Consider the following 25,976-nt stretch of genomic DNA (forward strand, 5'->3'; position numbering starts at 1 on the left):
CTTCTCTTATAAAAGTAGCTTAGTACTCTAGTGCATCTGAAGGTCGACTAAAATCTATCTCGATTTCAACTCGTGAAAAATCACCATTCTTGAGTAAATCAGAATAGAGAACATATAAGCTATCTTGAGCTGTTAAAGGTGTTAATCGATAGGTCTCTTTAGCAATTTTATCGACTCGATAACCGGAAGGTAATAGATCGGCTTTCTTTGCTATGACGACAAAGCTCCCTTTTAAGACCCCTGCTTCTGACATGGTAGGGCTAGAAACAGGACTGCCTTTAATTAAGACATCAGTATTAGATGTAAATTTCTGACCATTTAATCTATAGCTGTGAGTTTTAGTAGCACTAGAACTATCTGTGACCGTTATAAGCTCTTTACTCCTATTAGCAACCTCAGGCTGTTGCTCAACAGTCACAGAAGTGCTGGTTTCGGCAGGCGTCGCATTTGGCTTTTGAATGTCGTCAACTTTATCACTGGAGCAGGAAGCCGTTAATAATAGTAAGCTAGTTAATATCGTTTTATTCATAAAGCACCTATGTTCTGTCGATACAATCAATGTAAAACAAACATAACTGTAACATTTATGCGGTATTCATGTCTTCTCGTTAAGCGACTTCAATCAAATCTCGAACACATTCGTCATCACCTTATAAAGCTCTGTTCCTTGATATACAGACGCTGAAGCAAAATGTAATATGGGCACGCAATCTTGTTGCAACTTTAGCGATGTTAAGGCTTTATCACTGCCATAAAGATCCAGTCGTAGAATATTCACCAAAGGTTTTCCTGCCGATAATGGTTCCCCGACTTCAGCCAAATACTCCACCATACCACCAAGGGGGGAATGGTATTTTTTATAATCTTTTAGGTAACAAGCATAACGTGACATCTTAGCCGGTTTAACCTTCTCAGCAATAACCCCTCGATGACTTAGATAAGCCAAAATACCCTTTGCATCAATAGCGGCATCATCAAGATGAATATTCTCTTGGGAGCCCAGTTCAAGAGTAAATGCTGAAACAGGAATATCCATATCTCGCCCTGCTGATTTCATATACTCACAGAGCGTCCACCAAGGGCAAAAAATAGATTCATCCATGGCGCCACCAAAATCATTGGGGATCAATAAGGTATAGGGAATAGAGAAGTAACTTGCTGCATCAGCATCAAACTCAGGACAGTAGAGGTGTTTACAGGACTTAGGCCCAGTATGCAGATCAATCACGATATCGGCCTTATGGGCCATTGATTGCAGCATCACCGCTTGTTGATGACCCGTTGTTATCCCCCACTCGCTGCCTAAACGTTGCTGACACGACTCAAGTAAAATCGCCCTAAAGGCTGTGATAAGTTCATCATCAGATGATGTGCGATTATCTCGATACCAAGCAACAATATCAATTTTATGATCCAGATATTCACGATTCCAGTTAACGCCGGTAATGGGATCAAATCTACCCAGCGTAAATTCACCACTTTTTTGATTTATCCCCAAAGGATTGGCCAAAGGCACTAAGGTTATGTCGCCACATAAGGTATAGCTCTCTAACAGCTGCATAAGCTGATAAATAACCGCGTTTCCCTGCACTTCAGCGCCATGAACATTTGCTTGAATATAGACACTTGGTCCACTGACATTCTCAGCCTTCATACTGAATATAGGCAAAGTGAGGTCTTGACCAGTTGCTAACTCGCCAATTTTCAATGACGCTTGGGAAATGTGCATTTGCTATCCTTCACTATTTAACCGTCTCGAAATTATTACTCAAATAGGTTCTTATGTAGCGCTTTCACGACCTGAGCCGCTTCTGATTCTGCAACTAGCACACACAGATTATGTGGGCTAGCCCCTTGGCAAATCATTCTGACATTATGGGGCTCAAGCACTTCAAACACACGACGACAAACACCTGGCGTCGAGGCGATTTTATTGCCGATAATGGCAACCAAAGCCAAGCCATCCTCGACTCTCACCCTGCAATGCTGAGACAACTCTTGCAATAGAGATTCGCTCAGTAAACCATTGCCCGCTGAATCAGATCCGGTTTTATCTAGAGTGAGTGCGACGTTAACTTCCGAAGTGGTAATCAAATCGACACTGATTTTATGCCGAGCAAGCGTGGCAAATGTCTCGGCAAGAAAGCCTTGAGCATGCAACATCTGTAAGCTATGAAGGTTGAGTAAGGTCTGATCTCGACGCACTGCGACCGCTCTGTAAACCGGAGCGTCTTCAACCTGGTGACGTATCCAGGTACCACCACGCTCAGGCTCCCAACTCGATCCTACAAACACTTGAATTCTTTGTCTTACTGCAGGCAAAATGGTTGCAGGGTGCAGTACTTTAGCACCAAAAGTTGCCATTTCTGCCGCTTCATTAAAGCTAATTTCAGGAATTGGGGATGCCTTAGGGGCAAGCCGTGGATCCGTGGTATAGATGCCAGCCACGTCAGTCCAAATCTCAACCGACGTCGCTTTCAAAGCTTCAGCTAATAACGCCGCAGAATAATCACTACCACCTCGACCTAAAGTAGTGGTTGCGCCAAATTCGTCAGCTCCAATAAAGCCTTGAGTGACGATTCGTTGTGAAACCAATAAAGGAGCGAGATGTGCAGCAGTAAGCTCAGCAATGGTTTCAATTTGTGGTTCAGCTCGTCCAAAATGACTGTCAGTGCGCATCACCTGTCTCACATCAAATGCGATTGCCGCTTCACCTTTTTCTCTCAGTACCGCCGCAAACAGTGCTGATGAACATTGCTCTCCTTGGGCTAATAGCTCATCCATTGTCGCTTTGCTTCTATTCGCGCTTAGGGACTCACTTAAGGTCGAAATATGACTTAAAACGACGTCAAGACGAGCGGCGACCTCTTGGGAGTTACCGAGATCAGCTAAAATCTGATATTGAATATGTGCAATGTCTTTAATGAGCTGACTTCTGCGATCATCAGTTGTTTGCTCTTGGGTCAATTCAACTAATAGGTTTGTCACGCCACTAGACGCACTAACTACCACAACTCGGGTATTGGGATTATTAATAACAATATCGGCACAGCGACTCATCGCTGAGTAATCAGCAACTGAGGTACCACCAAATTTAGCCACATTTAAGGACATGAAGCGCCTCCACGACAAAGCAGACACTGAGAAGAAAAATTAACTTTAAAAATTGACATGATCACGCTCCGAACTCACTACGTTCGAAGAGCCTGGTGCAAAGATTACGCATCCTATAGAAGGGAAACAGACATCACCACCAGAAGCTCTCCACCAATAAAAGGTGACAATCTATGGGATTCAGCCCATTCGACCAATATTGAGTCATTCCAAACACTGCAATATCTCGGCGTTAACCTCCCTCATAAGTCATCATCAAAGTTTGGACCTTTCAGACTTACTACCTAGTTAACGCTCCTCTTCTGTATCCCATTGCTACCAATTGTTAATCAGTAAAAATGAGGAAAGTAAAAAATATCAAATTTTGAGTAAATAAGTCAACGATTAAAAAACATATTGTCGACAAACTCATCGTTAGACGAAATCTGGCAATTCATTAACCAGACTCACTCTGGAGGAAAAATGGCCAATTATTTGCTCCTGATATTGTGGCGGTGAAAAAAGACAAGGGATCAACTGTAACTTATCATGCTCGACAAAGTAGATAGCATTTTGCTGGAATTTCCGTCCTAAAATCATCGCAGAATTTTTATCAGTAGATACAGCCCAACTTTTCTCCATATGGCTACGGTCTAATGAAGTCCCCATCATAGCGCGATATGGTTGTCTTAATTGTTCAATCTCATATTGTAATTTTCTATCAAGAAGACGATTTTGACAGCTTGTGAGTATCTGCCCTTTCGGGTTATGAGCGGTGATTATGGCGAAGGATATATCAGAAGAAAGTGGCTGAGAAAATAGAAATTCCACGTCTTGATAACACTGCCAAAGAAGATTATTAGACTGGTTCATTTGCATCATATCCCCCGATTAGATTCGAAATATTATAGCAAACTAAATTAATCTTCCGATAGGCGTGACATACGTCACATAAATATTTTTTTTCACTTACAATAGAATCAATACGTTAGATAAAATTATGTGACCAAGATCATATCCACAAGTAAATTTGTTAACATTTCATTTGTTAACAAATGCCTAAAACGAGTACAATAGCCCCACTTGGTTCTTTGAACAAAGCTAAAAAATGGATGCTTTTTTGTTAGATTGCTATCTAACACCAAACAAATAGTTAACCAATTTCCTGTACAAAATGTGAGCTAGACTGCATTTCACATTTTTACTTCATTTTGTTTAATATCTTGGGGAACTTAACTCCCCTATTGTTAATCGAAGTGAAGACAGTTCGCGTTTCTATTAAATAAGATGCGCATACTTTAACTATCTTGGAAGTGTGTTTCAGTTTCAATTCAGATTTGAAAGCACTTACTCGATCAGTAAAATCAAGATGATGACTTGGAGCATAACGTATTATACGCATGCTCATGGTTAAAACAGAATTGAACAAAATTAGGTAAATTAATATGCAAAACCCGCACATTCTGATCGTAGAAGATGAAGCCGTTACCCGAAACACGCTAAGAAGTATTTTCGAGGCCGAAGGATATGTGGTAACTGAAGCCAATGATGGCGCAGAAATGCATAAAGCCATGCAGGAAAATAAGATTAATTTAGTCGTTATGGATATTAATCTTCCTGGCAAAAATGGTCTTTTGTTAGCACGTGAACTTCGTGAAATTAACAATATTGGTCTGATTTTCCTAACGGGTCGAGATAACGAAGTTGACAAAATTTTGGGTCTTGAGATCGGCGCAGATGATTATATCACTAAGCCATTCAACCCACGTGAACTCACCATTCGTGCCCGTAACCTATTAACTCGCGTTAATAGCACTGGTAATGAATCTGAAGAGAAAAGTGCTGTTGAGTTCTACCGCTTCAATGGTTGGAGCTTAGAGATCAACAGTCGTTCTTTGGTTAGCCCACAAGGTGAATCATACAAGCTGCCACGTAGCGAATTCCGCGCTATGCTGCACTTTGTTGAAAATCCAGGTAAGATTTTAAGTCGTGCTGATCTTCTTATGAAGATGACTGGCCGTGAACTTAAGCCACACGATCGTACTGTAGACGTAACCATCCGTCGTATCCGTAAGCATTTTGAGAGCTTACCTGATACGCCTGAAATCATCGCAACTATTCACGGTGAAGGTTACCGTTTCTGCGGTAATTTAGAAGAAGCATAAACGGTAAAGCTAGCGCTTATCTTTGCTTTAAGAAGCCAGTCTAACGACTGGCTTTTTTGTGTCTGGCCATAAATGTTCCTGACATTTATTGGCATTTCCTCCATCCCTGGAGGTCAGAACACTGATGTAAATTTACCATGGATGGATATAAATTTACTTTGTATCTTAGATTCTAACTAGTACCTCGAAGCTAGCCCCTAGAACTTTCTTTCAATTGCTTCTCTAAAAAATCTGCCAACGAACGATATAGATGAATTCTGACTTTTTCGCCGCGCATCGAGTGCTTAGAGCCTGGATAATCAATCATCTGAAATAATTTACCTTCATCCTGAAGCGCTTTATAGACCTTAGTGCTGTTCTCAAACAATACATTATCGTCTGCCATGCCGTGATACATCAACAGACCCGATTGATAGCTCTTCACATAGGGAAACACACTGCTCGCTTCATAGCCTTTGGCATTCTTTTCAGGATGATTCAGATAACGCTCGGTATAGTGAGTATCATATAATGCCCAGTCAGTTACCGGTGCACCAGATATCGCAGCCTTAAAATAATCAGGCGCTTTAAACAGCCCCATCAAGGCCATATAACCGCCATAGCTGTGGCCATAAAGTGCTATATTATTACCGTCCACATAAGGTAACGTTCTCAGATAATCGACACCGACTTTTTGATCGTTAACTTCCGCTTCGCCAAGATGCTGATAGATCACATGTTCAAACTGAGTACCTCGATGAGCCGAGCCTCGGTTATCCAGTTGAAACACCATAAAGCCCTGCTGCAGCAAGTATTGGGTAAAATAATCACTCTCGCTCCAACTGTTCACCACAAGCTGAGCATGAGGACCACCATAGACCCGCACTACAACTGGATACTTGTTATCTTCACTAAAATTGGTTGGTTTAAACAGGCGATATTGTAATGCTTGACCATCCTCAGCCTTAATTTGGCCAAACTCAGGCACCTGCCATAGGCCTAGGTACTCATTTAGCGGATGGCTCTTGTCTATCTTGTTTTGCTCCACCCACGCTAAATGTTGGCCCTTATCTCCATGTAAACTCACTTGTGGTGGTTGTACTAAACTACTGAAGTAGTCCAGATACACAGCCTGATTATCGGCAAAAACAATAGCGTGCATACCACGGCGTTGGCTCACAGCTTGAACTTCACCGCCAGCCAATGGCACTCGGTAAAGGTGTTGCTCTACGACGGTATCTTTACGGCCGGTAAAATAGATCCACCCCGCCTTCTCGTCAACAAACTCAACGCCATCAACCACCCACAGTCCCGACGTCAGTTGACTTGTTGTTTTGCCGTCTAAGCCCATTAAATAGAGATGATTAAAGCCATCACGCTCAGAGGCCCAGATAAAGCTATCTTGCAGCTTTAAGAAGTACAGGTCGTCATTGAGGTTAATCCAAGCTTCACTTCGCTCTTCAACTAGATTTCTAGCATTGTCGGTGTTATCGATATCGACGACTCGTAGATCGAGTGTCTGTTGATCCCGACTCTGCCATTGATACGATAACCGCTTGCTATCGGGTAACCATTTTACTCGCGGAAGATAGATATCTTGTTCTTTGCCTAGATCAACCCAAGTCACTTTTTTATCACTGAGTTTGACGATAGCCAAAGCGACTTTTACATTATTCTTACCCGCATAGGGATAACGCTGCTCGGTCAGCTTAATGCCATCGGCATAGATCTCATTGCGCGTCACTAGCTCAACATCAGATTCATCGATACGGGTATAAGCGATCGCAGTTTCATCCGGAGACCACCAATACCCCGTCATACGGCCCATCTCTTCTTGAGCGACAAACTCGGCCATGGCATTTTTAACCGCCCCGCCGCCATCTGTCGTCATCGCCGTTAGCTTCATGTCATCCAAGCTAAGTACAAACAGATTTTGATCGCGTACAAAAGAGACGAACTTGCCTTTAGGTGAAAGACGCGCATCGGTAGCAAATCCCTCACCAGTAGGCAGTAATGTCACCTTATTATCGCTTAATGAATAGTAATACAGCACACCAGATGCAGGAATTAACAATGCTTGGCTATCGTCAGACCAAAAATACTCCATGATCCCTTCACCAAATATACGCTGGCGCTCACGTCTCGCCTTCTCCTCATCAGAGAGTTCACCTATGGTCAACTTATCGGCGTCAAGCAAGACTGATTGCTTGCCCGAGGCCACATCCATCTGCCACAGATCATAAAAATATTGGTTGTCTTTACGTCCCGCTAAATAGGTCACACGTTTGCCATCGGGAGACAGTTTCAATCCTCGTGGACTAGTGCCAGTCAGCGCAGGCGAGGCGTACATGCGTTCAATCGAGAGAGGCGTCTTACCCGCAGCCGATAACAATGCCTGTGTATCATTATCCACAATGCCTTGATTGACTTGAGCTTGGCTTAGCTGAGTATTCACTGATTGAGATGCTGATATAGGAGTTGAAAATAGCATAGGTACCGCCATTAGGACTGAAGTGATCCATCTTGTTGTCATTATTACTTCCTAGCGCTTTATTGTTATTATTCTGTAATCCACTTTCTGCCATCGACAACCTACTGAAAAGGTGTGATAACGAGGATACACTGCGAACATCATTGTGCCTAAAGTTGGATAAAATAGAAACTATCAATTATTCAACAAAATTGAGTACTAAGAGGCTTATCAACGCTGAAAAAAGGTTCAATTTCAGGTATCATGCGCACAATAAAAAGACCCACCCTCAAGCAAATACTTGAAACTGTCATAGGAAATAACATGCAAACCTTGGCTCAAAATCTGACTTCGCAAGGGGTAAATGCCTCTCTGACTCAGCTTATCCATACTTTAGCGAACACTTCAAAAGAGATAAGCCATGCGGTACGCCATGGCGCACTTGCCGGAGTACTCGGTGCAACTGAGCAGGAAAACGTTCAAGGCGAGACCCAAAAGAAGCTCGACGTTATCACCAACGACATGCTTAAAGATGCCCTAAAAGCTGACGATACCGTTCGCGGATTAGCATCAGAAGAGGAAGATTACATTGTTGAAACCGGCGACAAGGGTGATTACCTAGTTTGCTTCGATCCACTGGACGGTTCATCAAATATTGATATCAACTCATTAGTCGGCACCATATTCTCAATACTGCCAGCGCCAAGCGGTGAGCTCTCAGAATCGAGCTTCCTACAAGCGGGTCGCAAGCAAGTTGCTGCAGGTTACGTGTTATATGGTCCTTCGACCATGCTAGCTTTAACCACAGGTAAAGGTGTTCAGCTATTCACTCTGAATCCTGAAACCAATGAATTCTTACTGACGACCGAAGCGATGAGCATCAGTAAAGACACCGCTGAATTTGCAATCAACATGTCTAACCAGCGTTTCTGGGAAGCGCCTATGCAGACCTACATCAGCGATCTACTCCTTGGCACTATTGGCCCCCGTGAACAAGCCTTCAACATGCGCTGGATTGCAGCCATGGTGGGTGATGTCCACCGCGTCTTATCTCGTGGCGGCATCTTCACCTACCCTACGGATAACAAAAACCCACAGAAGCCTTACAAGCTAAGACTCATGTATGAAGCTAACCCGATGTCATTTCTGGTTGAGCAAGCCGGTGGTAAAGCATCGACAGGCTATGAGAACATCATGGATATCGAACCAAGTGAGATCCACCAGCGTGTAGCGGTGATCTTAGGTTCGGCAAACGAAGTCGATGCGTGTCTTGAGTATCACGGTTTAGATTACAGCGAAGAACCGACTTTATAAGGTTCTAGGTTCTAGGATGATATGACCCCGGTTAAGTGGACACGGGGTTTAAATTCTTGATTCAAAAGCTATGGGGCTTACTCCATCTAGAGTCCCATGTCTTCTCAGCATATTATAATAATCATCGATATAAAATCGACACTGTATCGTCATTTCTTTTCTGCTTAGCTCTTCTAAGTTAGAGAACCATTCTTTCTTTAATTGAGCAAAAAAGCTTTCTGAGCATGCATTATCCCAGCAATTCCCCTTTCTCGACATACTCACAGTGACCCTACGTTTCGTTAGCCACTTAAGCACTTCAAAGCTTCTGTACTGAGCGCCTTGGTCTGAGTGAAACATCAGCTCACTTCTATTCGGGCTTCGTTCTCCCCAAGCTTGTTTGAGTGACTTCATTACCAGTTCGCTCGAGTTAATGTAGCTCGTTGCCCAGCTAACCACTTTTCGCGAGTATAAGTCGATGATGACACACAGATACTGCCAGCCCTCTTTGCACCTAATTTGTGTAATATCTGATACCCAAACTGTATTAGGCTTAGTTACATCAAACTGCCTATTTAAATAGTTCGGTGCTCTAGTTTCTACCAGCTTAGGTTTCACTACACCAAACTTTCTTTTACATGCCTTTGAACGATACCCAAAAACCTGTAGTAAGCGCTGTACTCGCTTTTTATTGCAATCGAAGCCATTTGCCACCGCATCGAGCCATAGCTTACGATAGCCGGCTATGCCCTTATGCTTACCGATCTGTTCCTTCAGAAAAGTAGATAGCTTCTTGTTCTCTACATCTCGTTTAGATGGCTCACGCTCAAGCCAGCTGTAATAACCTGAACGTGACACACTGAGTATCTCACAGAGTATTTTTATCGTCCTTCGAACCGAGCTATAGCCTTGAATAAAGCTAAACTTTACCCCTGATGTTTGTCGAAGAACTCCTTCGCCTTTTTTAAGATGTCGTTCTCCAACTCTGCATGCTCTAATCTTTTTTTTAGCTCACGGTTTTCACGTTCAAGTTCAGCTAGCCCCTTATTAGGGCCGATATTTTTGATAGGTTTAGAAACGTGCTTCTTTGACGTCAATTGAGCTCTCCATTTACTGAGCAAAGCGGGATGGATACCTAATTTACCAGCTAAAGCCTTTACTGTATCGGGAGAGTTTAAGGATTGTTGAACGGCAGCCAATTTGAAGGCTGCTGTGTGGATCTTACGAGTTATTATTTTCATGACACCTTATCGCTTATAATAAGGTGTCCACTTTTAGGGGGTCACATCAGGTTCTAGGAAAAGCCTAAGTTAAAGCGCAATCCTATGTCATTAGGGTTGCGCTTTTTTACAGTTATTGCTGACTTGCTTGATAGCAAGTTTCAAGTCTCTTCTAAGTTGGTATTTATTGCTTGCAGCATGTGCTGTATATGGATATACGAATGTCGTGATCACATGGATGTGAATGAACGACCCTTCTGTGTAAATACTTCTATGACAGCCACTCTTATTAACAGAAAGGGTCCCTATAGCCTCTACGACAGCGTCCATGCTGTCGAAGGTCACTGTCGCGTTCACACCTAATTGTTTATCTCTTCGAATTAGGTTCATGTTGTAACGTCTAAGGAATGAAACGACAAAGTCCCTTGGTGATCACAAGATTGAACTTGTTGGTTGTAGCTCGTTTCTGGACAAAAATGAGCTAGGACAACCACTCTAGCTAACCTGACATCGATTAGAAAAAGTGTCTTAGTTTATACTTGCTCCGCCCCCTTACCTGTAGGTAAGGGGGCGTGATGTATATCCATGCTGCGATGACTCACGAAGTAAAGCAATTCACGTTAGCTTTAGGATAATTAACTAGAAGTAATGGTGATCATACTAGGCGATTATTGAATAATTATTTGATTTTATATGTATAAAACCGTGATACTTGACTGAAAATAATACCGTTACTAACAGTGATCTCTTTGGAATGACTTAATGATTGGAATCACCAAGATCATTCGGCAGATGAAACAAGGTCAAACAGGACCTTTTTTGTGTGAAGCTGATGATGGACACAAATATATTGTAAAAGGCGCAAGAGCGACAGGAAAAGGCCTAGTAAAAGAATGGTTAGTCGGGCATTTATGTCGTGGTTTTGGTCTTCCAATTCCTGACTTTAAACTCGCGTATGTTGATAATGTACTTGTTGAATTTGATTATGATGACCTTGGGGCAGGTGTATGTTTTGCTTCACAGTATATCGATAATATTCAAGATATTACAGTCGCTCAGAGAAAGCGTATCGATAAACAATTACTCCGTGATCTATTTGTCTTTGATTACTGGATTAGAAATGATGATAGAAATTTAACGGCTCTTGGTGGGAACCCTAACTTGTTTATTCACCCTCAAACTAATAGGGTCTATGTGTTGGATCATAATTTATCATTCGAACCTGATTTCGATTTAGATACTTTTAACCAATGTCATATTGGGGCTGAAGCTTGGAATGAAAAAATTGATTTCCTCGATAATCAATTTTATGAAGAACGCTTTAAAGCTTCTTTAGCTACACTTAAAGAAGCAATAGAGCAACTCCCTGATGAGTGGCTTGAAGTATTCGATCTCGATAGCATTGAAGCACAAATCAAAGTAGTATTGCTTCACTATACACACACTGGTTTTTGGGAGGGCATACAATGAGCAACTTATGTAAATACGCAATAATACGTTTTATGCCGTTTGCAGAAACAGAAGAATTTGCAAATGTTGGTATTTTACTATACGCCCCAAAGCAAGGGTTTGTTGATTTCAAGCTAGCGCCAATGCGATTTGCTAGAGTGACTGACTTTTTTGATGATCTTGACGGTGCATTATACAGCAATGCACTTAGAAGTTTTACTGAAGAGTTGGAGCGAGTTCGTATCTTTGGGCGAAAAATGCTTGGTAGGGAACAGGTAAACTTTTTTCAGGAAGTTACTCGTTACCGTGAAGGTGTGATGACATTCGGTGGAACGAGTTCAATGTTATGTGATGATCCAACTATCGCATTAGAAGCACTTTTTGAGCGTTATATTGGAAGAAGCTTTGCGACTAAAGAGTATCGTGAGCAGCAGATGGTCAAAGTGCTTAGGCATGAGCTTAAAACCCATGTAGATAATGTTAAGTTTAAACAGCAAAGGTTGGTTGCTGATTATGTGCCGGTTAATATGCCTCTTGTGGCCTCTATTGGTAACATAACGAAAGTAATAAAACCTATCGCTTTTGATCAAGCTAGACCACTTAACCTTATAGAGCACGGAGAGCAATGGATTAGCCGAGTTAAGAGGTTGATTCAAGCTAAAACTATTAAGCCTGAGCACATGATGTTTACAGTTGAAAATCCTATGACAAAAGATAGCAATATCATAAGGGCTTTTAATGAAGTTTCAAATGAAATGCTTGATATTGGGGTAAATGTTACTCAGTTTGAAGATAAAAAAGCTATTTACAGCTTTGCATCTAACCTTCATGAAAATGAGACTTTTGAACTCATAAATTAATTATTCAGCCAGTAAATATGGTTATATATATTTGCTGGCATCTTTTCCTTATCCCTTCTTTCATTTACCTCCTAAGACGTTAAACCAGAAATAACAGAAAATTACGGCTCAGGTCTTGTATTTTGCATTAGCTGAGTTATTGCAAACGCAGATAAACAAGGATGTGAACAAATTTCCCCCTAGCTAACTTTGGGGCATTTCCGTGTTAGTGACTTACTCAGACAAGTCAAAATCGAAGAGATAAATTATCAGGTGTAGGTGCGGCTACGAGTTTTGGCAGCATGGAAGCTGCCGTAAAGCCCACAGGGATGTGCTAGTGGTGTCTCGTAGAAGTATCTGCACATTCCCCCGCTGAAGGCGATAGACAACCATGAAGGTACGAGCTTCAAGCACACCTGCAAATACCAAACTAGCCAGAAGCTAAATAAGAGAATGTAATCAGTCTTCATTCGAAGGTTAGCTAACTTTGGGGCAGAAACGTTTTACAAAATGCTACCAAGTAAAACCAAATCGAAGAGATAGATAAACAGGTGTAGATGCAGCTGCGAGCTTCCAAAACAAGGATGTTTTGGTAGAGCCCACACGGATGTGCTTGCGGCGTTTCGCAGAAGTACCTACACGTAAGCCTGCGGCAGGCAATATATGATAATGAAGATACAACCTTCAACAAGCTAGTCAATACCAAAAAATCAAATGAACCAAACCAAAAAATGTAATCAGCCTTCATTTGAAGGCTAACCAACTTTGGGGTAGAAACGATTTACAAAATGCTACCAATTAAAGCCTAATCGAAGAGATAAATAACCAAGTGTAGATGCGGCTGCGAGCTTCGACTTCTGGGATGAAGTCGTAGAGCGTATAGGGATATATTTACAGCGTCTCGCAGAAGTGTCGGCACATTCCTCGCTGGGAAGCGATAGATAACAATGAAGGAACGCCCCTCAAACACACCACTCAATACCAACTCAGCCAAAAGCTAAACTAGAGAATGTAATGAGCCTTCATTCGAAGGCTATTTCATCCATGGAGAGAAGTAACGGCAAAACTCCAGCTCTTCTCCGTGATCTCCGTGATCTCCGTGATCTCCGTGATCTCCGTGAAGCAAAGCACAACAACGTCCCTGTATAACGGCCAGTTCGGCTCCAGCCTCTCGCTCATTAACTTATGGCTTTGCCATATTCGCCGTGGTGAGGAATTTGTTGTCTTTAACTTAAAAGCTATCAACAATGAGCTGAGGGGACATTTATGAAAAATGACACAAACAAAAAAGCCTTCATCCGAAAATGAAGGCTTTCAATTTAAAGGTTAACTCTTAGATTAATTCTTCTTAGAGTAAGTAGCTGCTTCCTCACCCGCTACTCTACCGAAGGTGATGATGTCAGAGATAGCATTACCACCTAAGCGGTTAGCACCATGTACGCCACCAGTTACTTCACCGGCACCGTAAAGGCCTGGGATAACTTGCTGCTTGGCATTCATTATCTCAGCTTTAGAGTCGATTTTAACGCCGCCCATGGTGTGGTGTACGCCAGGTGTCACCTCAATGGCGTAGTAGTTGCCTTCATTAAGTGCACGAGGCAGGTTAGGACGTTCAAAGTCACTGTCTTTACCGCTAGTCACAAAAGTGTTGTAACGCGCCACTGTTTCAGTCAACGCCTTACCATCGATATTCTCAAGCTTACCTAGATTAACCAGCGTATCAGCAGTTGGTGCAACCCCAAGACCAATATACTTATCAATTTTCTTCAGTGACTTGCGAACAGAGTCATCGAAAATGAGATAAGCTGACTGACCTGTTTGGTTCAAAATAGCTTCAGAAGCCTTATCACGTGTAGTGATTTCGTTGACGAAACGCTTACCTTCACGGTTAACCAAGATAGCACCGTTACCACGCACCGCTTCAGTTACCATCACACCACCTTTAACAGATAGCGTTGGGTGGGCCTGGATGTACTGAAGGTCTACCATGGCTGCACCAGCATTTGCAGCTACGTCAATACCGTCACCAGTAGCACCTGGTTGGTTTGTTGATATGAAGCCTTTTAGCGTAGGATCTAGCTTAGCTACACGTTCATTGTTTTTAGCGAAACCACCAGTAGCTAGAATCACCGCATCGGCTTTAATCCAGTAATAGCCCTTGTACATGCCTTTAACTAGCAGGCCTTTTACTTTGCCAGAGTCATCTTTAAGGATCTCGATACCACGGGTATTCATACGCATATCAATATCGCGCTTAACCGCGTTATCATAAAGCACTTGAATCACATGAGCACCCACACCGGCACCACCTGTTGGACGATGTGAACGGTTAGCTGATGCGCCGCCCATACGGCCAACATCATTAAGATCTGCACCCATGGCTGTCATCCAATCAACAGACCCTTTTGAATGAGTCACTAACACATCAACCAAAGCAGGATCATTGATGTCTCGACCCCCTTTCATGGTGTCTTTTCTCATTGATTCAACACTGTCTTCAATCTTTTTGGCTTTTTGCTGATCGGTCCAAGCAGCGTTCATGCCACCAGCGGCTAACTTAGCATTACCACCAATAACTGGCTCTTTCTCAATCAGAATGACCGAAGCACCTTTATCAAACGCCGCAACAGAGGCTGAGAAACCAGCTCCGCCAGAACCGACAACCACAACATTAACCGTATCTTGTGGTGCAGCGGCAAGTGCAGCTTCACGCTCAGACTTGTCTTTGGCAAGGTCGGCAATACTTGGCTCGTTACGCTCCCATTTACCTACATAAGGCATATCAAAATCGAAGCTATGGCAAGAATCACAATAGACCATGGATTGTTCATGAGCACTATGGCAAGAGGTACAGGCTATTTCGCCAGGGAAGTGAGAGTCGTGAGCGTTATAGTGCTCATGCTTAGTTTCTTCAGCCACCTCATCCATGGAGCCGTGACAGGAAACACACTGAGCATTTTCATAACTAAGGTTATCGTTAGATAGCTCACCATCAGCGGTATGACAAGAATCACACTCTTGGTTTTCAGCATGAAAATCGGCAAGGTTATCTGCAGCAGTGGCGTTGGCAGTTAAACCGACAGTGCCCAGTAGTGTTGCCAGATAGATGGCACTTTTAAGCTTTTTCATCACGTCTCCTAATGTCCGATTTAAACAAAATGTTCTTAATCGAACCTTCATCTCTATTATTTTCAGCTAGAGTTTCGCAATATCCTTGATATCGTCAGCCCTCTATTTCAAATAAATTGTCGATGATTCCCTCCATTCGCTCAAGCTGAAGCGACAATCATGGATCTAAAATCAAGCTAGCTTCACAGCTCCATTTTTCTGTCATGCAAAAGTGCATCAATAAACTGGCCAATATGCAATTATGCATCCCCCCTAAAGAGGTAGATCACAAAACATCTGCTATAGAGGAAAAAGAGGGCTAATACCAATCAGTATAAAGATTTGATCGCTCAGCGAGAGTTTAGCGGTCCTGAGGCAAGGCAGCGAGTGAAGAGCATAGTTATTCTACGGTTAAGCTCGTTAACACAGCATCAGAACCGCTAAAACTCGCCTGTAAGGAGTGTTTTTGGCTGCCTACTTCTGCGTTGAATGAACTCATAAGGGAACAACCATTATGTCATCCATTCGCCTTGAATTAGTTTGCCAAAAAACACTCTGAGTAGATCAACTTCTTATACTGATTGGTATAATAGACCTTATTAAGGTGAAGAAATCCTTGTCAGAGTACAATACGAGAAAAGTAAATATATGGATTTGCGTCAGATAACACATTTCCTCCTATAGAGACTTGGTAAAATCTCACCATGAAATATTTATCTTTTTTACTTTTTTGTGTGAGCTTCACCTCTTTATTAGCTCAGGCTGAAACTCAGCCTCAAAAAAGCATCACCTTTGGTGTTCACTCCAAAACAGCGCCTCTTGAGTGGCGTAGCAATGGTGTCGATCAAGGCTTTAATGTTGAACTGATGAATCGTATCGGCCAACTTTGCGGATCGAGGATCCTTATTAGGCGCAAAACCTTTCAGCAGTTGCTAACAGATGTCCATGCTCCTGATAGTGACATTGATGTAATAGCCATTGTCAGCCCGGTCTCCATCGACAGAAAACTGAGCCAATCAGATCCAATCTATGCCACTCACGCCAAAGCCTACACCTTACAAGGTAAAGGATTTATCGATAGCTGGCATGACCTGATTGGCAAGCGTGTTGCCATCAAAAAAGGTGCTTTTGTTGACGTTTATCTATCAGATCAAGAGCAGGAGTTTGAGCGAGTGGATGTCGACTTGTATGAAACAGGTTTCCAACTGCTCATAAAAGGAGAGGTCGATGTCGTACTGGCGGAGAATTTTGTCGCTCGGCGATTATTGCCATTTTACCCCTCAATCAGAAGCTCGAGTGACCCACTAATATATGGTGCATTTAACTTTGTCACTAACAGCAAGAATGCCCCATTAATGGCACAAATTAATGATGCATTAAGGCAGCTAAAACTGTCTGGCGAATACGACACACTCGTCAATGAGTGGTTTGGTACTGGACGGGAAAAGGTCGACTTGACCTCTACTCAGCATAAGATGCTATGGCTAGCGACTTTAATCAGTATCATCTCTGCGTTAGGAACCATACTCACGGTTTATATCAGTAGAAGTCTTAAGAAACGTACTCAGTCACTAAAAGTGGAGCTGAATCAACGTCTACAAGTTGAAAGCCAAATACTAAAACTGTCGCAACAGTTTCAGTCAGTACTCAACGGTATCCCACATGGCGTCACCTTATACAATCGAGAATGTGAGTGTTTATGGAGCAATGACAAGAATAATCAACTGTTGCAAAGTCCCGATTTCCACTTCACCCATGGTCAAACTTTTCAACTCAAAACCACGTTAATTGAAGTATTAGACGAGCAAAAATCTCTAACCGCAGACATGAGTTACCACAACCAATTTTGGCAACTACAGATCCATCCTATCGATGATGATCAAGCCGTTATCCTCTTAGAGGAAGCCACAGAGCAACAAGCCTTAAGGCAAGCAAACAATGAAGCGAGCCGTCTGGCCTCATTGGGTGAGTTATCAGCAGGTGTTGCCCACGAGATCAATAACCCAACCGGACTTATCATCCACTCAATCGCATTCTTAAACCATGCCATTAATGATCTAAAACCTGCAGCACAATACTATATGCAGCAAAATCCATTTTGGTCTGTGGCGGGGCTAGATCCCCAGCACGCCATCAGCGAGCTAGAGATGAGCTGCTCGACAATTGATGACGGTGCCAACCGTATAAGTCGTATCGTTAACGATCTGAAATGTTATGCAAGACCCAATATTGCCAGCGAATATCAAAGATTTAAGCTCAATGAAGTCGTCATGGTTTCCCTTAGATTAACCGCAAACCAGCTAAAGCTATTCCAAGTAGAATGTCATCTGCAGGAGCCCGCACCTGAATTACTTGGGGATGCTCAGCAACTTCAACAAGTGCTAATCAACTTGATTCAAAATGCTTGTCATGCATCGCAGTCCACATCAGATATGAATACTAGTCTCATCACTATCGAAACTAGTACCTTGGCTAACACCGCCTGCTTAACCATTACAGACACAGGAACGGGTATGGATAGCGCAACATTGAAGCGCATTACGGAACCTTTTTTTACCACTAGACGATCCTGTGGTGGGACAGGTTTAGGCCTCTCCGTCTGCAGTCGGATCATCAAAGAACACCATGGTGAAATGCAGATTAGTTCACGTCTAGGCATTGGGACTCAAATCAAATTAATCTTCCCATTATCACCCGCACCTATTGAAGGTAAAAAACCAGACCTTGAAACAGAGCATAAGATTAGGTACAACTAGATGAAGTTAGCCAGAAATATTTTATTAGTAGACGATGAAGCTGCATGGCTAAGAACTTTAGCCCTCACCTTAAACCGTCTCGTACCTGAAGCTCATATCGATACCTGCGTCGACAGCAGACAGGTTATCAACCGACTGTCTGTCGATGATTACGCCTTAGTCCTGCTCGATCTAACCATGCCATTTCACTCTGGAGAAACTTTACTGGAGATGATCCGCGCAGACTTTCCTAAGACTCGGGTCATCATAGTCACAGGAGTTAATGAGGTCGATACTGCCGTGCGCTGCATCAAAAATGGCGCCTATGATTACTTTATCAAAACGGACAAGGTCGACGACTTAGCGAGAACAGTTCGAAGAGCCCTTGAGGTCGTCGGCCTTGAGCGTAACTACTTAAGGATAAAAGAGCGATTCTTGAGCCGCACCCTAAGCCAACCTGAGGCCTTCAATAACATCTTAACTTGCGAACCCGCCTTGCTCGACCAATTCCGCTATCTCGAGGCGGTTGCCCTAAGCCCTGAACCTATTCTTATCCAGGGAGAGAGCGGTACTGGCAAAGATGAATTTGCCAAGTCTTGTCATCAGCTTTGCTGCCGCGATGCCCCTTTCACCAATGTGAACCTGACAGGTATCAGCACTCAAGCATTTGAACTGCAGCTATTTGGCCAAATCCACACCCAAGATGATGGTCAAATATCCGCTCAGGCTGGGGTATTACACCAAGTGGGCAACGGCTTACTCTACCTCAATGAGATCGGTGAGTTACCACTGGAAGCTCAGGCGAAATTGGTCGATGTTATCGAACATAAACAGTACTACCCCATAGGCAGCGATCGCCCCTACCCGGTAAAATGTAAAATAATCACCTCAAGCCAAGACGATCTTCTCGCCCTTAATATTGCGGGAAAATTCCGCAGCGATCTCCTCTACAGACTGCAATCCCATAAAATAAAGTTGCCCCCTTTAAGAGAGAGAAAACTGGATCTGTCGATGTTGATCAATCACTTTATTGCATTGGCGGCACAAGAGATGGGACTCGAAAGCCCTCAACAGCCGAGTCATTTAGCTCATCAATTGGAAGGTTATAGTTTTCCAGGGAATCTGCATGAATTAAAGGGGATGGTATTTGATAGTGTTAGCCGCAGTAACGGCATACAACTGAACACAACTCCTTTTATGGAAGCGATTAATGAGCAGAAAAATACCACTGCGACGACAAAGAGCAAGATGGTATTTCCCAAGAAACTACCAACCCTTGCTCAAATGAGTAACGCACTAATTAACGAGGCTATGAGCCGTGCTGCCAGCAACCAAACAGCGGCCGCTCAGATGCTGGGGATAAGCCAAAGTGCGTTGAGTCGTCGCCTTAAAGGTCAGTAGGAGATATTATTTTTATAATAACTCTGCATTTTATGGAGGAACCCATTTCACATAACGGAAAATTGGCTATGTTCATCAGTGGTGAGCTGTTCATTTCCGAGAAATAGTCGTTGCGGGTGGGTATATATGGTCACCCTATTTTCACGACAAAAGCCAACTAGGGTGATATTCGATTTATGGGCAATTTCGATGGCTAAAGAGGTCGCCGAAGAGATAGCAAACACAATACTAATATTTGCAACAGCGGCTTTCTGTACCATCTCAAAACTGGCTCTACTGGTAAGTAATAAAGCGGTTTGAACAGATGATTTATCGGTCGATATATGGCCGATTAGTTTATCTAAGGCAACGTGACGACCTACATCCTCAAAACAAGAAGTGATCTCACCTTCTGCTGACAACATGGCGGCGGCATGTGTCGCGCCAGTCAAGTTAAAGGTCTGCTGGTATTTATGTAAGTTTGCTAATGCCCTCTTTAAGTAGGTTAAATCAAACTGTTTTTTCCCAGTCACTTTTACCGTAGGTTTAACGGTTTGCTCAATTTGTTCAACCCCACAGATCCCACAGCCAGTTCGCCCAGCAAGACTGCGTCTATGCTGTTTCAGCTGCATAAAACAACGCTGGCTAATCTCTATGTGTATCAAGATCCCAGTCTCAATTTGCTCAACCTCAATGGCGCGAATATCTTGTGCATTTTTAATGATAGATTCAGACAAACTAAAGCCAATGGCAAACTCCTTCAAAGCCGTTGGACTGGCCATCATCACCACATGAGAAATACCATTGTAAATCAGAGCAACTCTCACCTCTGTTGCCACGGTTTCTATCAAGGTTTGTTTTCTATCATTGCGAAAGCACGTTACTTCAACCTGTTCGGTAATGTTATTGGGACCGCACACAAGTTCCATCATAGTGATATTCCATTTTATGGTAAATAATGTCCCACTTATCGTCATCAAAATCGAAAACTGACTGTCGGACTCACATTTTATAAATATACAAATCGCTTGATATTGTTTAGCAATATAAAAGCATCTATTATCCGCCCAAGTGATATGGAAGAACGTCGTTTCCGGTGAAACGTCTGGACTTCAAATCCAGGTGGGGCTGCCAGCAGTCCCGGGTAGGTTCAACTCCTATGTTCTTCCGCCAAATCACTTGCTATAAAAACACTGCTATCTCGTATAACTCTTGAGTTATCCTTTTGCTTTCTCCAAGTTAATCCACTGCGGTCATAGAACTCTAAAAGTTGGATACTGGCCTTTCTGCCTAATTTAATAATCGAATTAAAATCAGCGGTTTTTACTTCACCATGGGTCTTTATTTGATCTCGAATAACATTGGCATAGAAATAAAGACGTGCTGTAAGTACATAACGATCCTTAATAATCGCCGATATATAACCCAGTTGAATGAGTTTGCGACAAAGTGGTCGCACAACAGCAAGGTCCAAATTATTCTGCTGAGCCAGATCCGATGACCACAGGGGTCCACCAGCTGTTAGCATCTGCTGCTTAATCAGTTGCCATTGCAATTGTTCATCATTTGAAAGCGCTAGATTATGCTGGGGCAGATGCACTAAGCCTCTGGTGCTATTCAGCCTATTATCTAGGCACAAGTTATCGCAAGCGTGCATTAATACCGCTAACGGGTATTGGCCGTGGGTCATACGCTGTAAACGATTAATGGTTAAACCTAAAAGCTCTGGCGATGCCTGATGATATTCGCTCACGAGCGTTAACAGTTGCTGTTCAATCTGTTCGCGGAGCACTGTAGAGAGTAAGTAACCGTCCACCTCAATTATGGCACTAGCTTTCACTAAGATGTCACTTTGGCAGCTCAATTGATTGGCCCACATAAACGCTGACCTTAGTACACAGTGAGTTAAAGTTTGCACCTGTAAACTTGCAACAAGACTCGTACACTCTTTAAGCTCACTTAACAGTGCCAATCGTTCAGGACTGCGTTTACCTCGGTTAGGTGGAGCAATATCCAGTACTCGTAATGCCCCTAGCGTGCTTTTAGCCGCTGCATCACGCACAATAATGCGATCTTGCTCTACACACGACAGCGCTTGTTCACACTGCAGCTCAACTAACGCTTGGTTATCGGGCAACAGTTGTAATAAACCAAGGCGTGCGGTGGTATGGCTATTGCCTAAATGAACTTGAACGTTTTGCCAATGTTTAAACGGCAAGCAAGATTCAAATACACCACATATCACCTTAGGCGGAACTAATGGTGCAAGTGCGGTTAACCAATCGCCGCGCATTGCGCCGCGGTGCTGATCAACACCCGTTAAGTTAAGCGCAACCCGCTGGCAACTATAAGCATGTTCACTCACTCGGCCTTGGCTGTGTAAGCTTCTGACTTTTACCGCTTTATTTTGCCCAGAAAGATAGAGGCTCTGCCCCCTGCTCACTTGACCACTGATAACCGTGCCAGTCACCACAAGGCCAGCGCCTTTAACGCTAAACACTCTATCAATGGCCATTCGAAAGCCTGTTTGTACACTTGACTGATTAAGTTCATGTATCTGGGTTTGTGCCAGATGCTTTATGGCGATATTAAGCTCGCTAATACCCAAGCCTGTCTGCGCCGACACCACATACACAGGACTGCACCTTTGATACTGGGCTAACAACTCAGTCACTTGTAACTTAACGGCTTCAACCCGTGCACTGTCCACTTTATCTTGCTTAGTCAGTACCACGATTAAGTGTTCAAGATTGAGCAGTTGCAAAATGGCCAGATGCTCGCTCGTTTGTGGCATAACGCCATCATCACAGGCAATAATAAGCAAGGCATGTTTGGCACTGCTAACCCCAGCCAGCATGGTATTGATAAATTTACTGTGACCCGGTACATCCACAAAGGCTAAACGTTGATTGTCGCCAAGATCCATAAAGGCATAACCAAGCTCGATGGTCATGCCACGCTGCTTCTCTTCCGGTAAGCGATCGGCATTGGTGCCGGTAAGCGCCTCGATTAAGCTGGTTTTGCCGTGGTCAACATGACCAGCAGTGACGATAATCATAGGTTCACTCCAGGTTGCTGAGCTGCGATAGCCTTGCCGATCTGTGCCAATACCTGAGCTAGCAGCTCGTCATTATCGCTACCACGCAAATCCAACCAGAGTCGATTGCTCGCCAAGCGGCCAATGATGGGCATACTTGCCGCCTTAAACAGATTATCCAGTTGCAATAAGCTCAATGGACTCTCGGGTTTAGGGCTGAAACACAGTGATAATGAATCCAGCAATACATCAGGTTGAGAACCGCTACCCACTTGTGTTTGACAGGCTTGTACTGACACTTCGAATAACAAGGTGAAGTCACGGCAAGCTAATATTAACTGCTGGGCTAAACACTCTAGCTCTGAGAGTGGACGAGACAGTTTTTTAAAGATGGGTAATTGAACGTCTAATGTCGTGGGGTTGCGGTATTGCATCAAGGTAGCTTCAAGCGCAGCTAGGGTCATTTTATCGCAGCGCAAAGCCCGTTTTAACGGGTGAGATTGCAGCTGAACAATAAGCGCGGCATCACCCACAACCAAGCCTGCTTGGGGACCGCCAAGTAACTTATCACCAGAAAAGCTGACTAAGTTAACCCCATCGGTGAGCATTTGCTGTGGCATAGGCTCTTTTGACAGGCCAAAACGTGATAAATCAGTCAGTGCGCCACTGCCAAGATCGGAAATAAGTGCAATGCCCTTCTCTTTACACAATGCTGCCAACTCAGCCTCTTCAGTCACTTTAGTAAAACCACTAATATGATAGTTACTGGTGTGCACCTTCATAATCGCTGCGGTGTTCTCGGTTATCGCCGCTGCGTAATCTTTAAGGTGAGTGCGATTAGTGCAGCCGACTTCCACCAGCTTACAACCGGCCTGGGCCATAATATCGGGAATACGAAACGCGCCACCAATCTCCACCAGCTCACCACGAGACACGATAACCTCTTTACCTGCGGCCGTTGCAGCGAGCATTAATAACACGGCGGCGGCATTGTTATTGACGATGCAACAAGCCTCAGCGCCGGTTAACTCATGGATCAATGCTGATATTGCCGTATCTCTATGGCCACGTTTGCCTTGGCCCATATCAAACTCAAGCGGCACCGGATAACGCATCACATTGGTGACAGCATCGATTGCCGCTTCACACATCTGCGAGCGACCCAGATTGGTGTGCAAAATGGTGCCCGTTAAGTTAATCACTGGACTCATACTTTGCCGTTGTTGCAATGCGATGCGCTTTTCAAGTTCTGCGACGATATCATTTGGCTGCTGACACCAACTCGGCATACTTTGATGCTTGGCAATATTGTGGCGCGCATCTTTAAGCATCTGCACCAACAATGATTTAATCCACGCTTTACCTTGTTGTTCAGTAAAACCTATCACTTGAGGTATCAGCAGCAAGCTGTCCATTGCAGGCAAACAACGGTAAAGGGCTTGAGTTGAGTTGATAGCTTGAGTCATAAGTCTTCGTCTAGTTAATATTAATAGGGTTGAACTGTGTTTAAAAAAGGAGTCGCACAGTGATGCGACTCCTGGTATTGCTGACTATTGTTTGCAGTAAACTTAGCCAAGAGCGGTAACGTTCCTAGTGGATATCACCGACTTTTGGCTGTTGTTCAAGTTCTAGCTGAGGCTCCTGTTCATGGGCCAGCAGCAAGGGGTTTACCGTGGTAGCGCTGTACCCATGATCAACCAGATGGTTGTCCATCACCATCGTGGCTAAATCGTCCACTGCGACTTCAAGTTTGGGATTGATGTCGGTAAAGAACATCTTGGTGTACCCCTTGCAGGTGTCACAGCTTTCAATACGAATCGCAGCATTGCTTTCAGTTTCTGCCCAGAGGTTAACCCCTTTGCTTTCACCGCATGCAGTGCATTCAGCACGCACTTCATGCCACTGGGTTTCACATAGACTGCAATGCAAGTAACGCAAACCGGTACGAGGTTCGTCCTTGATCACGCTCCCCACTGGATGGCTGCCGCAAACTGGGCATAAGCGTCTATGGGACTCACCTGTTGCAGCCAACCCTTCAGCAACATCAACAGCCCAATGAGACCAATAAACCGACAGAGCAGCCCAAATAAACAGGCTGTACTGAGCTGGTACTTCGGCAAAATGTCCACCAAGCATCGACTTAGCGTAACCTTGCAACTCATTGGAGTCAGCCCTAGCCAACGTCTTTAGCACCACATGTAATTCTGTACTGACTTTAGGCATTAGCTCACTAAGGAGTTCCAGCAATACCGACTGCCAATAATTTCCCCACTCAAAGTGTTCCTGTACCATCGGCTGGCTGTGTGTAAGATCTAACCTTGGCTTAAGGCCAAAGCAGCTCTTTGCAGCTTCACCATCAAATGCCGATACCTTTTGTTGAGCATTGACGAGTTGTTCAAGCAAGCCAAAATATTCTGTTAAGCCAGAGTCTTGGGCTAACTCAGCGAGTCTCTGCGCTCTAAATTGATAAACGGCTGTTGGGTTGGCTGGGATCACGGTTTTGATGTCCAATGACTGGCCGGGGATCTTTTCAGCGTCGAGTATTGCTGTGCTCATAATTAGTGTTTTTCCTGCTTAGTAGTCTTTAATTCAGGATCGTTTAGCATATTAGGGTGATGCTTCTTGCACCAAGCCCGCGACACATAGCCGTACAACATGCCAGCAACGGATCCTTCCACCCAAGTAGCCATCCAGAAATGCACTATCACAAAGATCAACATGATCACTGCACATACTGCATGTATCAAAATAGCCCATTGGATTGCGATAGAGTCAAAGTAAGGGGCAAAGTACGGCTGCCACATCATGATCCCTGTTACCGTCAACGCGATAGAGGTCACTACGAATGTACGGAACAGCACTTTTTGACCTGGGTTATAGTGACCGATAGCGGGGATCTTGTCCTCGTTCTCGAACATCACATCCTTAATCGCTAACATCCATGTCAGGTCATTCTTTTCCCACTTATTATGGTGGTAATAACGCACCAGCATCACCATCAAGGGTAAGCACATCATCAATCCAGCTATCGGATGAACAAAGCGCGCCATTTGTGGTGTACCCGCTATCGACCCCAGCCATTGAAAGGAAGGGAAGAAGAAAGCAAAGCCGGTTAGGAATGTCACCAAACCCGTTGCAACCACAAACCAGTGACAGAGGCGGTCAAACAACTTATGGCGCAAAATCATATTCTGCTTATGCATGAGCG

At 43.7% G+C, this 25,976-nt stretch carries 19 protein-coding genes, 1 tRNA gene and 1 riboswitch; of the genes, 7 read left to right on the top strand and 13 right to left on the bottom strand.

Annotation, left to right across the window (positions count from 1 at the left end):
• Window positions 1-19: 19 nt before the first annotated feature.
• From HWQ47_RS21870 to HWQ47_RS21885, 4 genes are all read right to left on the bottom strand, one after another.
• Window positions 20-529: a hypothetical protein gene (locus HWQ47_RS21870; RefSeq protein WP_269968112.1), complete on the bottom strand. Its 510-nt coding sequence runs from the start codon at window positions 527-529 to the stop codon at window positions 20-22.
• Window positions 530-622: 93 nt separating this feature from the next.
• Complete coding sequence (locus HWQ47_RS21875) at window positions 623-1,729, bottom strand: succinylglutamate desuccinylase/aspartoacylase family protein (RefSeq protein WP_269968113.1); 1,107 nt, start codon at window positions 1,727-1,729, stop codon at window positions 623-625.
• Window positions 1,730-1,764: 35 nt separating this feature from the next.
• The gene (lysC, locus tag HWQ47_RS21880; RefSeq protein WP_269968114.1) at window positions 1,765-3,114 is read right to left on the bottom strand and encodes a lysine-sensitive aspartokinase 3; all 1,350 of its coding nucleotides are present in this window, start codon (window positions 3,112-3,114) and stop codon (window positions 1,765-1,767) included.
• Window positions 3,115-3,249: 135 nt separating this feature from the next.
• Window positions 3,250-3,424: riboswitch (Lysine riboswitch) on the bottom strand.
• 104 nt (window positions 3,425-3,528) lie between these two features.
• On the bottom strand, window positions 3,529-3,966 hold the full coding sequence (locus HWQ47_RS21885) for a DUF3293 domain-containing protein (protein WP_269968115.1): 438 nt from the start codon (window positions 3,964-3,966) through the stop codon (window positions 3,529-3,531).
• 572 nt (window positions 3,967-4,538) lie between these two features.
• Between HWQ47_RS21885 and arcA the strand changes: the two genes are divergently transcribed.
• Window positions 4,539-5,258, top strand: coding sequence for a two-component system response regulator ArcA (gene arcA, locus HWQ47_RS21890; RefSeq protein WP_269968116.1), 720 nt, complete (start codon window positions 4,539-4,541; stop codon window positions 5,256-5,258).
• Between the two features lie 190 nt (window positions 5,259-5,448).
• On the opposite strand, the gene HWQ47_RS21895 is transcribed toward arcA, so the two are convergent.
• On the bottom strand, window positions 5,449-7,770 hold the full coding sequence (locus HWQ47_RS21895) for a S9 family peptidase (RefSeq protein WP_269968117.1): 2,322 nt from the start codon (window positions 7,768-7,770) through the stop codon (window positions 5,449-5,451).
• Window positions 7,771-8,031: 261 nt separating this feature from the next.
• Between HWQ47_RS21895 and HWQ47_RS21900 the strand changes: the two genes are divergently transcribed.
• Window positions 8,032-9,021: a class 1 fructose-bisphosphatase gene (locus HWQ47_RS21900; protein WP_269968118.1), complete on the top strand. Its 990-nt coding sequence runs from the start codon at window positions 8,032-8,034 to the stop codon at window positions 9,019-9,021.
• Window positions 9,022-9,069: 48 nt separating this feature from the next.
• Here HWQ47_RS21900 and HWQ47_RS21905 read toward each other — a convergent pair.
• A protein-coding gene (locus tag HWQ47_RS21905) for an IS3 family transposase (protein WP_269968119.1) occupies window positions 9,070-10,241 on the bottom strand; the annotation gives its coding sequence in 2 pieces (ribosomal slippage) (window positions 9,070-9,971 and window positions 9,971-10,241; 1,173 coding nt in all).
• A 90-nt stretch (window positions 10,242-10,331) separates the two neighbouring features.
• A complete protein-coding gene (locus HWQ47_RS21910; protein ID WP_269968120.1) occupies window positions 10,332-10,610 on the bottom strand; it encodes a hypothetical protein in 279 nt (92 codons plus the stop codon).
• A gap of 372 nt (window positions 10,611-10,982) precedes the next feature.
• Between HWQ47_RS21910 and HWQ47_RS21915 the strand changes: the two genes are divergently transcribed.
• Together HWQ47_RS21915 and HWQ47_RS21920 are read left to right on the top strand one after the other, a co-directional pair.
• Complete coding sequence (locus HWQ47_RS21915) at window positions 10,983-11,690, top strand: HipA family kinase (RefSeq protein ID WP_269968121.1); 708 nt, start codon at window positions 10,983-10,985, stop codon at window positions 11,688-11,690.
• Window positions 11,687-12,529, top strand: a complete 843-nt coding sequence (locus HWQ47_RS21920; RefSeq protein WP_269968122.1) for a DUF3037 domain-containing protein — start codon at window positions 11,687-11,689, stop codon at window positions 12,527-12,529. The genes HWQ47_RS21915 and HWQ47_RS21920 overlap by 4 nt, the downstream gene beginning before the upstream one ends.
• 1,317 nt (window positions 12,530-13,846) lie before the next feature.
• On the opposite strand, the gene HWQ47_RS21925 is transcribed toward HWQ47_RS21920, so the two are convergent.
• On the bottom strand, window positions 13,847-15,637 hold the full coding sequence (locus tag HWQ47_RS21925) for a flavocytochrome c (protein ID WP_269968123.1): 1,791 nt from the start codon (window positions 15,635-15,637) through the stop codon (window positions 13,847-13,849).
• 683 nt (window positions 15,638-16,320) lie between these two features.
• Here HWQ47_RS21925 and HWQ47_RS21930 point away from each other — a divergent pair.
• A complete protein-coding gene (locus tag HWQ47_RS21930) occupies window positions 16,321-18,372 on the top strand; it encodes an ATP-binding protein (protein WP_269968124.1) in 2,052 nt (683 codons plus the stop codon).
• Window positions 18,373-19,752, top strand: coding sequence for a sigma-54-dependent transcriptional regulator (locus HWQ47_RS21935; RefSeq protein WP_269968125.1), 1,380 nt, complete (start codon window positions 18,373-18,375; stop codon window positions 19,750-19,752).
• Between the two features lie 47 nt (window positions 19,753-19,799).
• Here HWQ47_RS21935 and fdhD read toward each other — a convergent pair whose 3' ends face one another.
• Window positions 19,800-20,663 carry a formate dehydrogenase accessory sulfurtransferase FdhD gene (fdhD, locus tag HWQ47_RS21940; RefSeq protein ID WP_269968126.1) on the bottom strand — a complete coding sequence of 288 codons (864 nt, stop codon included), beginning with the start codon at window positions 20,661-20,663 and terminating at the stop codon, window positions 19,800-19,802.
• 146 nt (window positions 20,664-20,809) lie between these two features.
• Between fdhD and HWQ47_RS21945 the strand changes: the two genes are divergently transcribed.
• Window positions 20,810-20,904 (top strand) — tRNA-Sec (locus tag HWQ47_RS21945).
• Here the strand turns inward: HWQ47_RS21945 and selB are convergent.
• From selB to HWQ47_RS21965, 4 genes are all read right to left on the bottom strand, one after another.
• On the bottom strand, window positions 20,882-22,789 hold the full coding sequence (gene selB, locus HWQ47_RS21950; protein WP_269968127.1) for a selenocysteine-specific translation elongation factor: 1,908 nt from the start codon (window positions 22,787-22,789) through the stop codon (window positions 20,882-20,884). The genes HWQ47_RS21945 and selB overlap by 23 nt on opposite strands.
• Window positions 22,786-24,234, bottom strand: a complete 1,449-nt coding sequence (gene selA / locus HWQ47_RS21955) for an L-seryl-tRNA(Sec) selenium transferase (protein ID WP_269968128.1) — start codon at window positions 24,232-24,234, stop codon at window positions 22,786-22,788. Before selA ends, selB begins: the two co-directional genes overlap by 4 nt.
• Before the next feature lie 124 nt (window positions 24,235-24,358).
• The gene (fdhE, locus tag HWQ47_RS21960; protein ID WP_269968129.1) at window positions 24,359-25,324 is read right to left on the bottom strand and encodes a formate dehydrogenase accessory protein FdhE; all 966 of its coding nucleotides are present in this window, start codon (window positions 25,322-25,324) and stop codon (window positions 24,359-24,361) included.
• Between the two features lie 2 nt (window positions 25,325-25,326).
• Entirely contained in the window at window positions 25,327-25,971 is a 645-nt protein-coding gene (locus HWQ47_RS21965) for a formate dehydrogenase subunit gamma (protein ID WP_269968130.1), read from the bottom strand.
• Between the last annotated feature and the right edge of the window lie 5 nt (window positions 25,972-25,976).

The sequence above is a fragment of the Shewanella sp. MTB7 genome, assembly GCF_027571385.1.
In the GTDB taxonomy this organism is placed as follows: Bacteria; Pseudomonadota; Gammaproteobacteria; order Enterobacterales; family Shewanellaceae; genus Shewanella.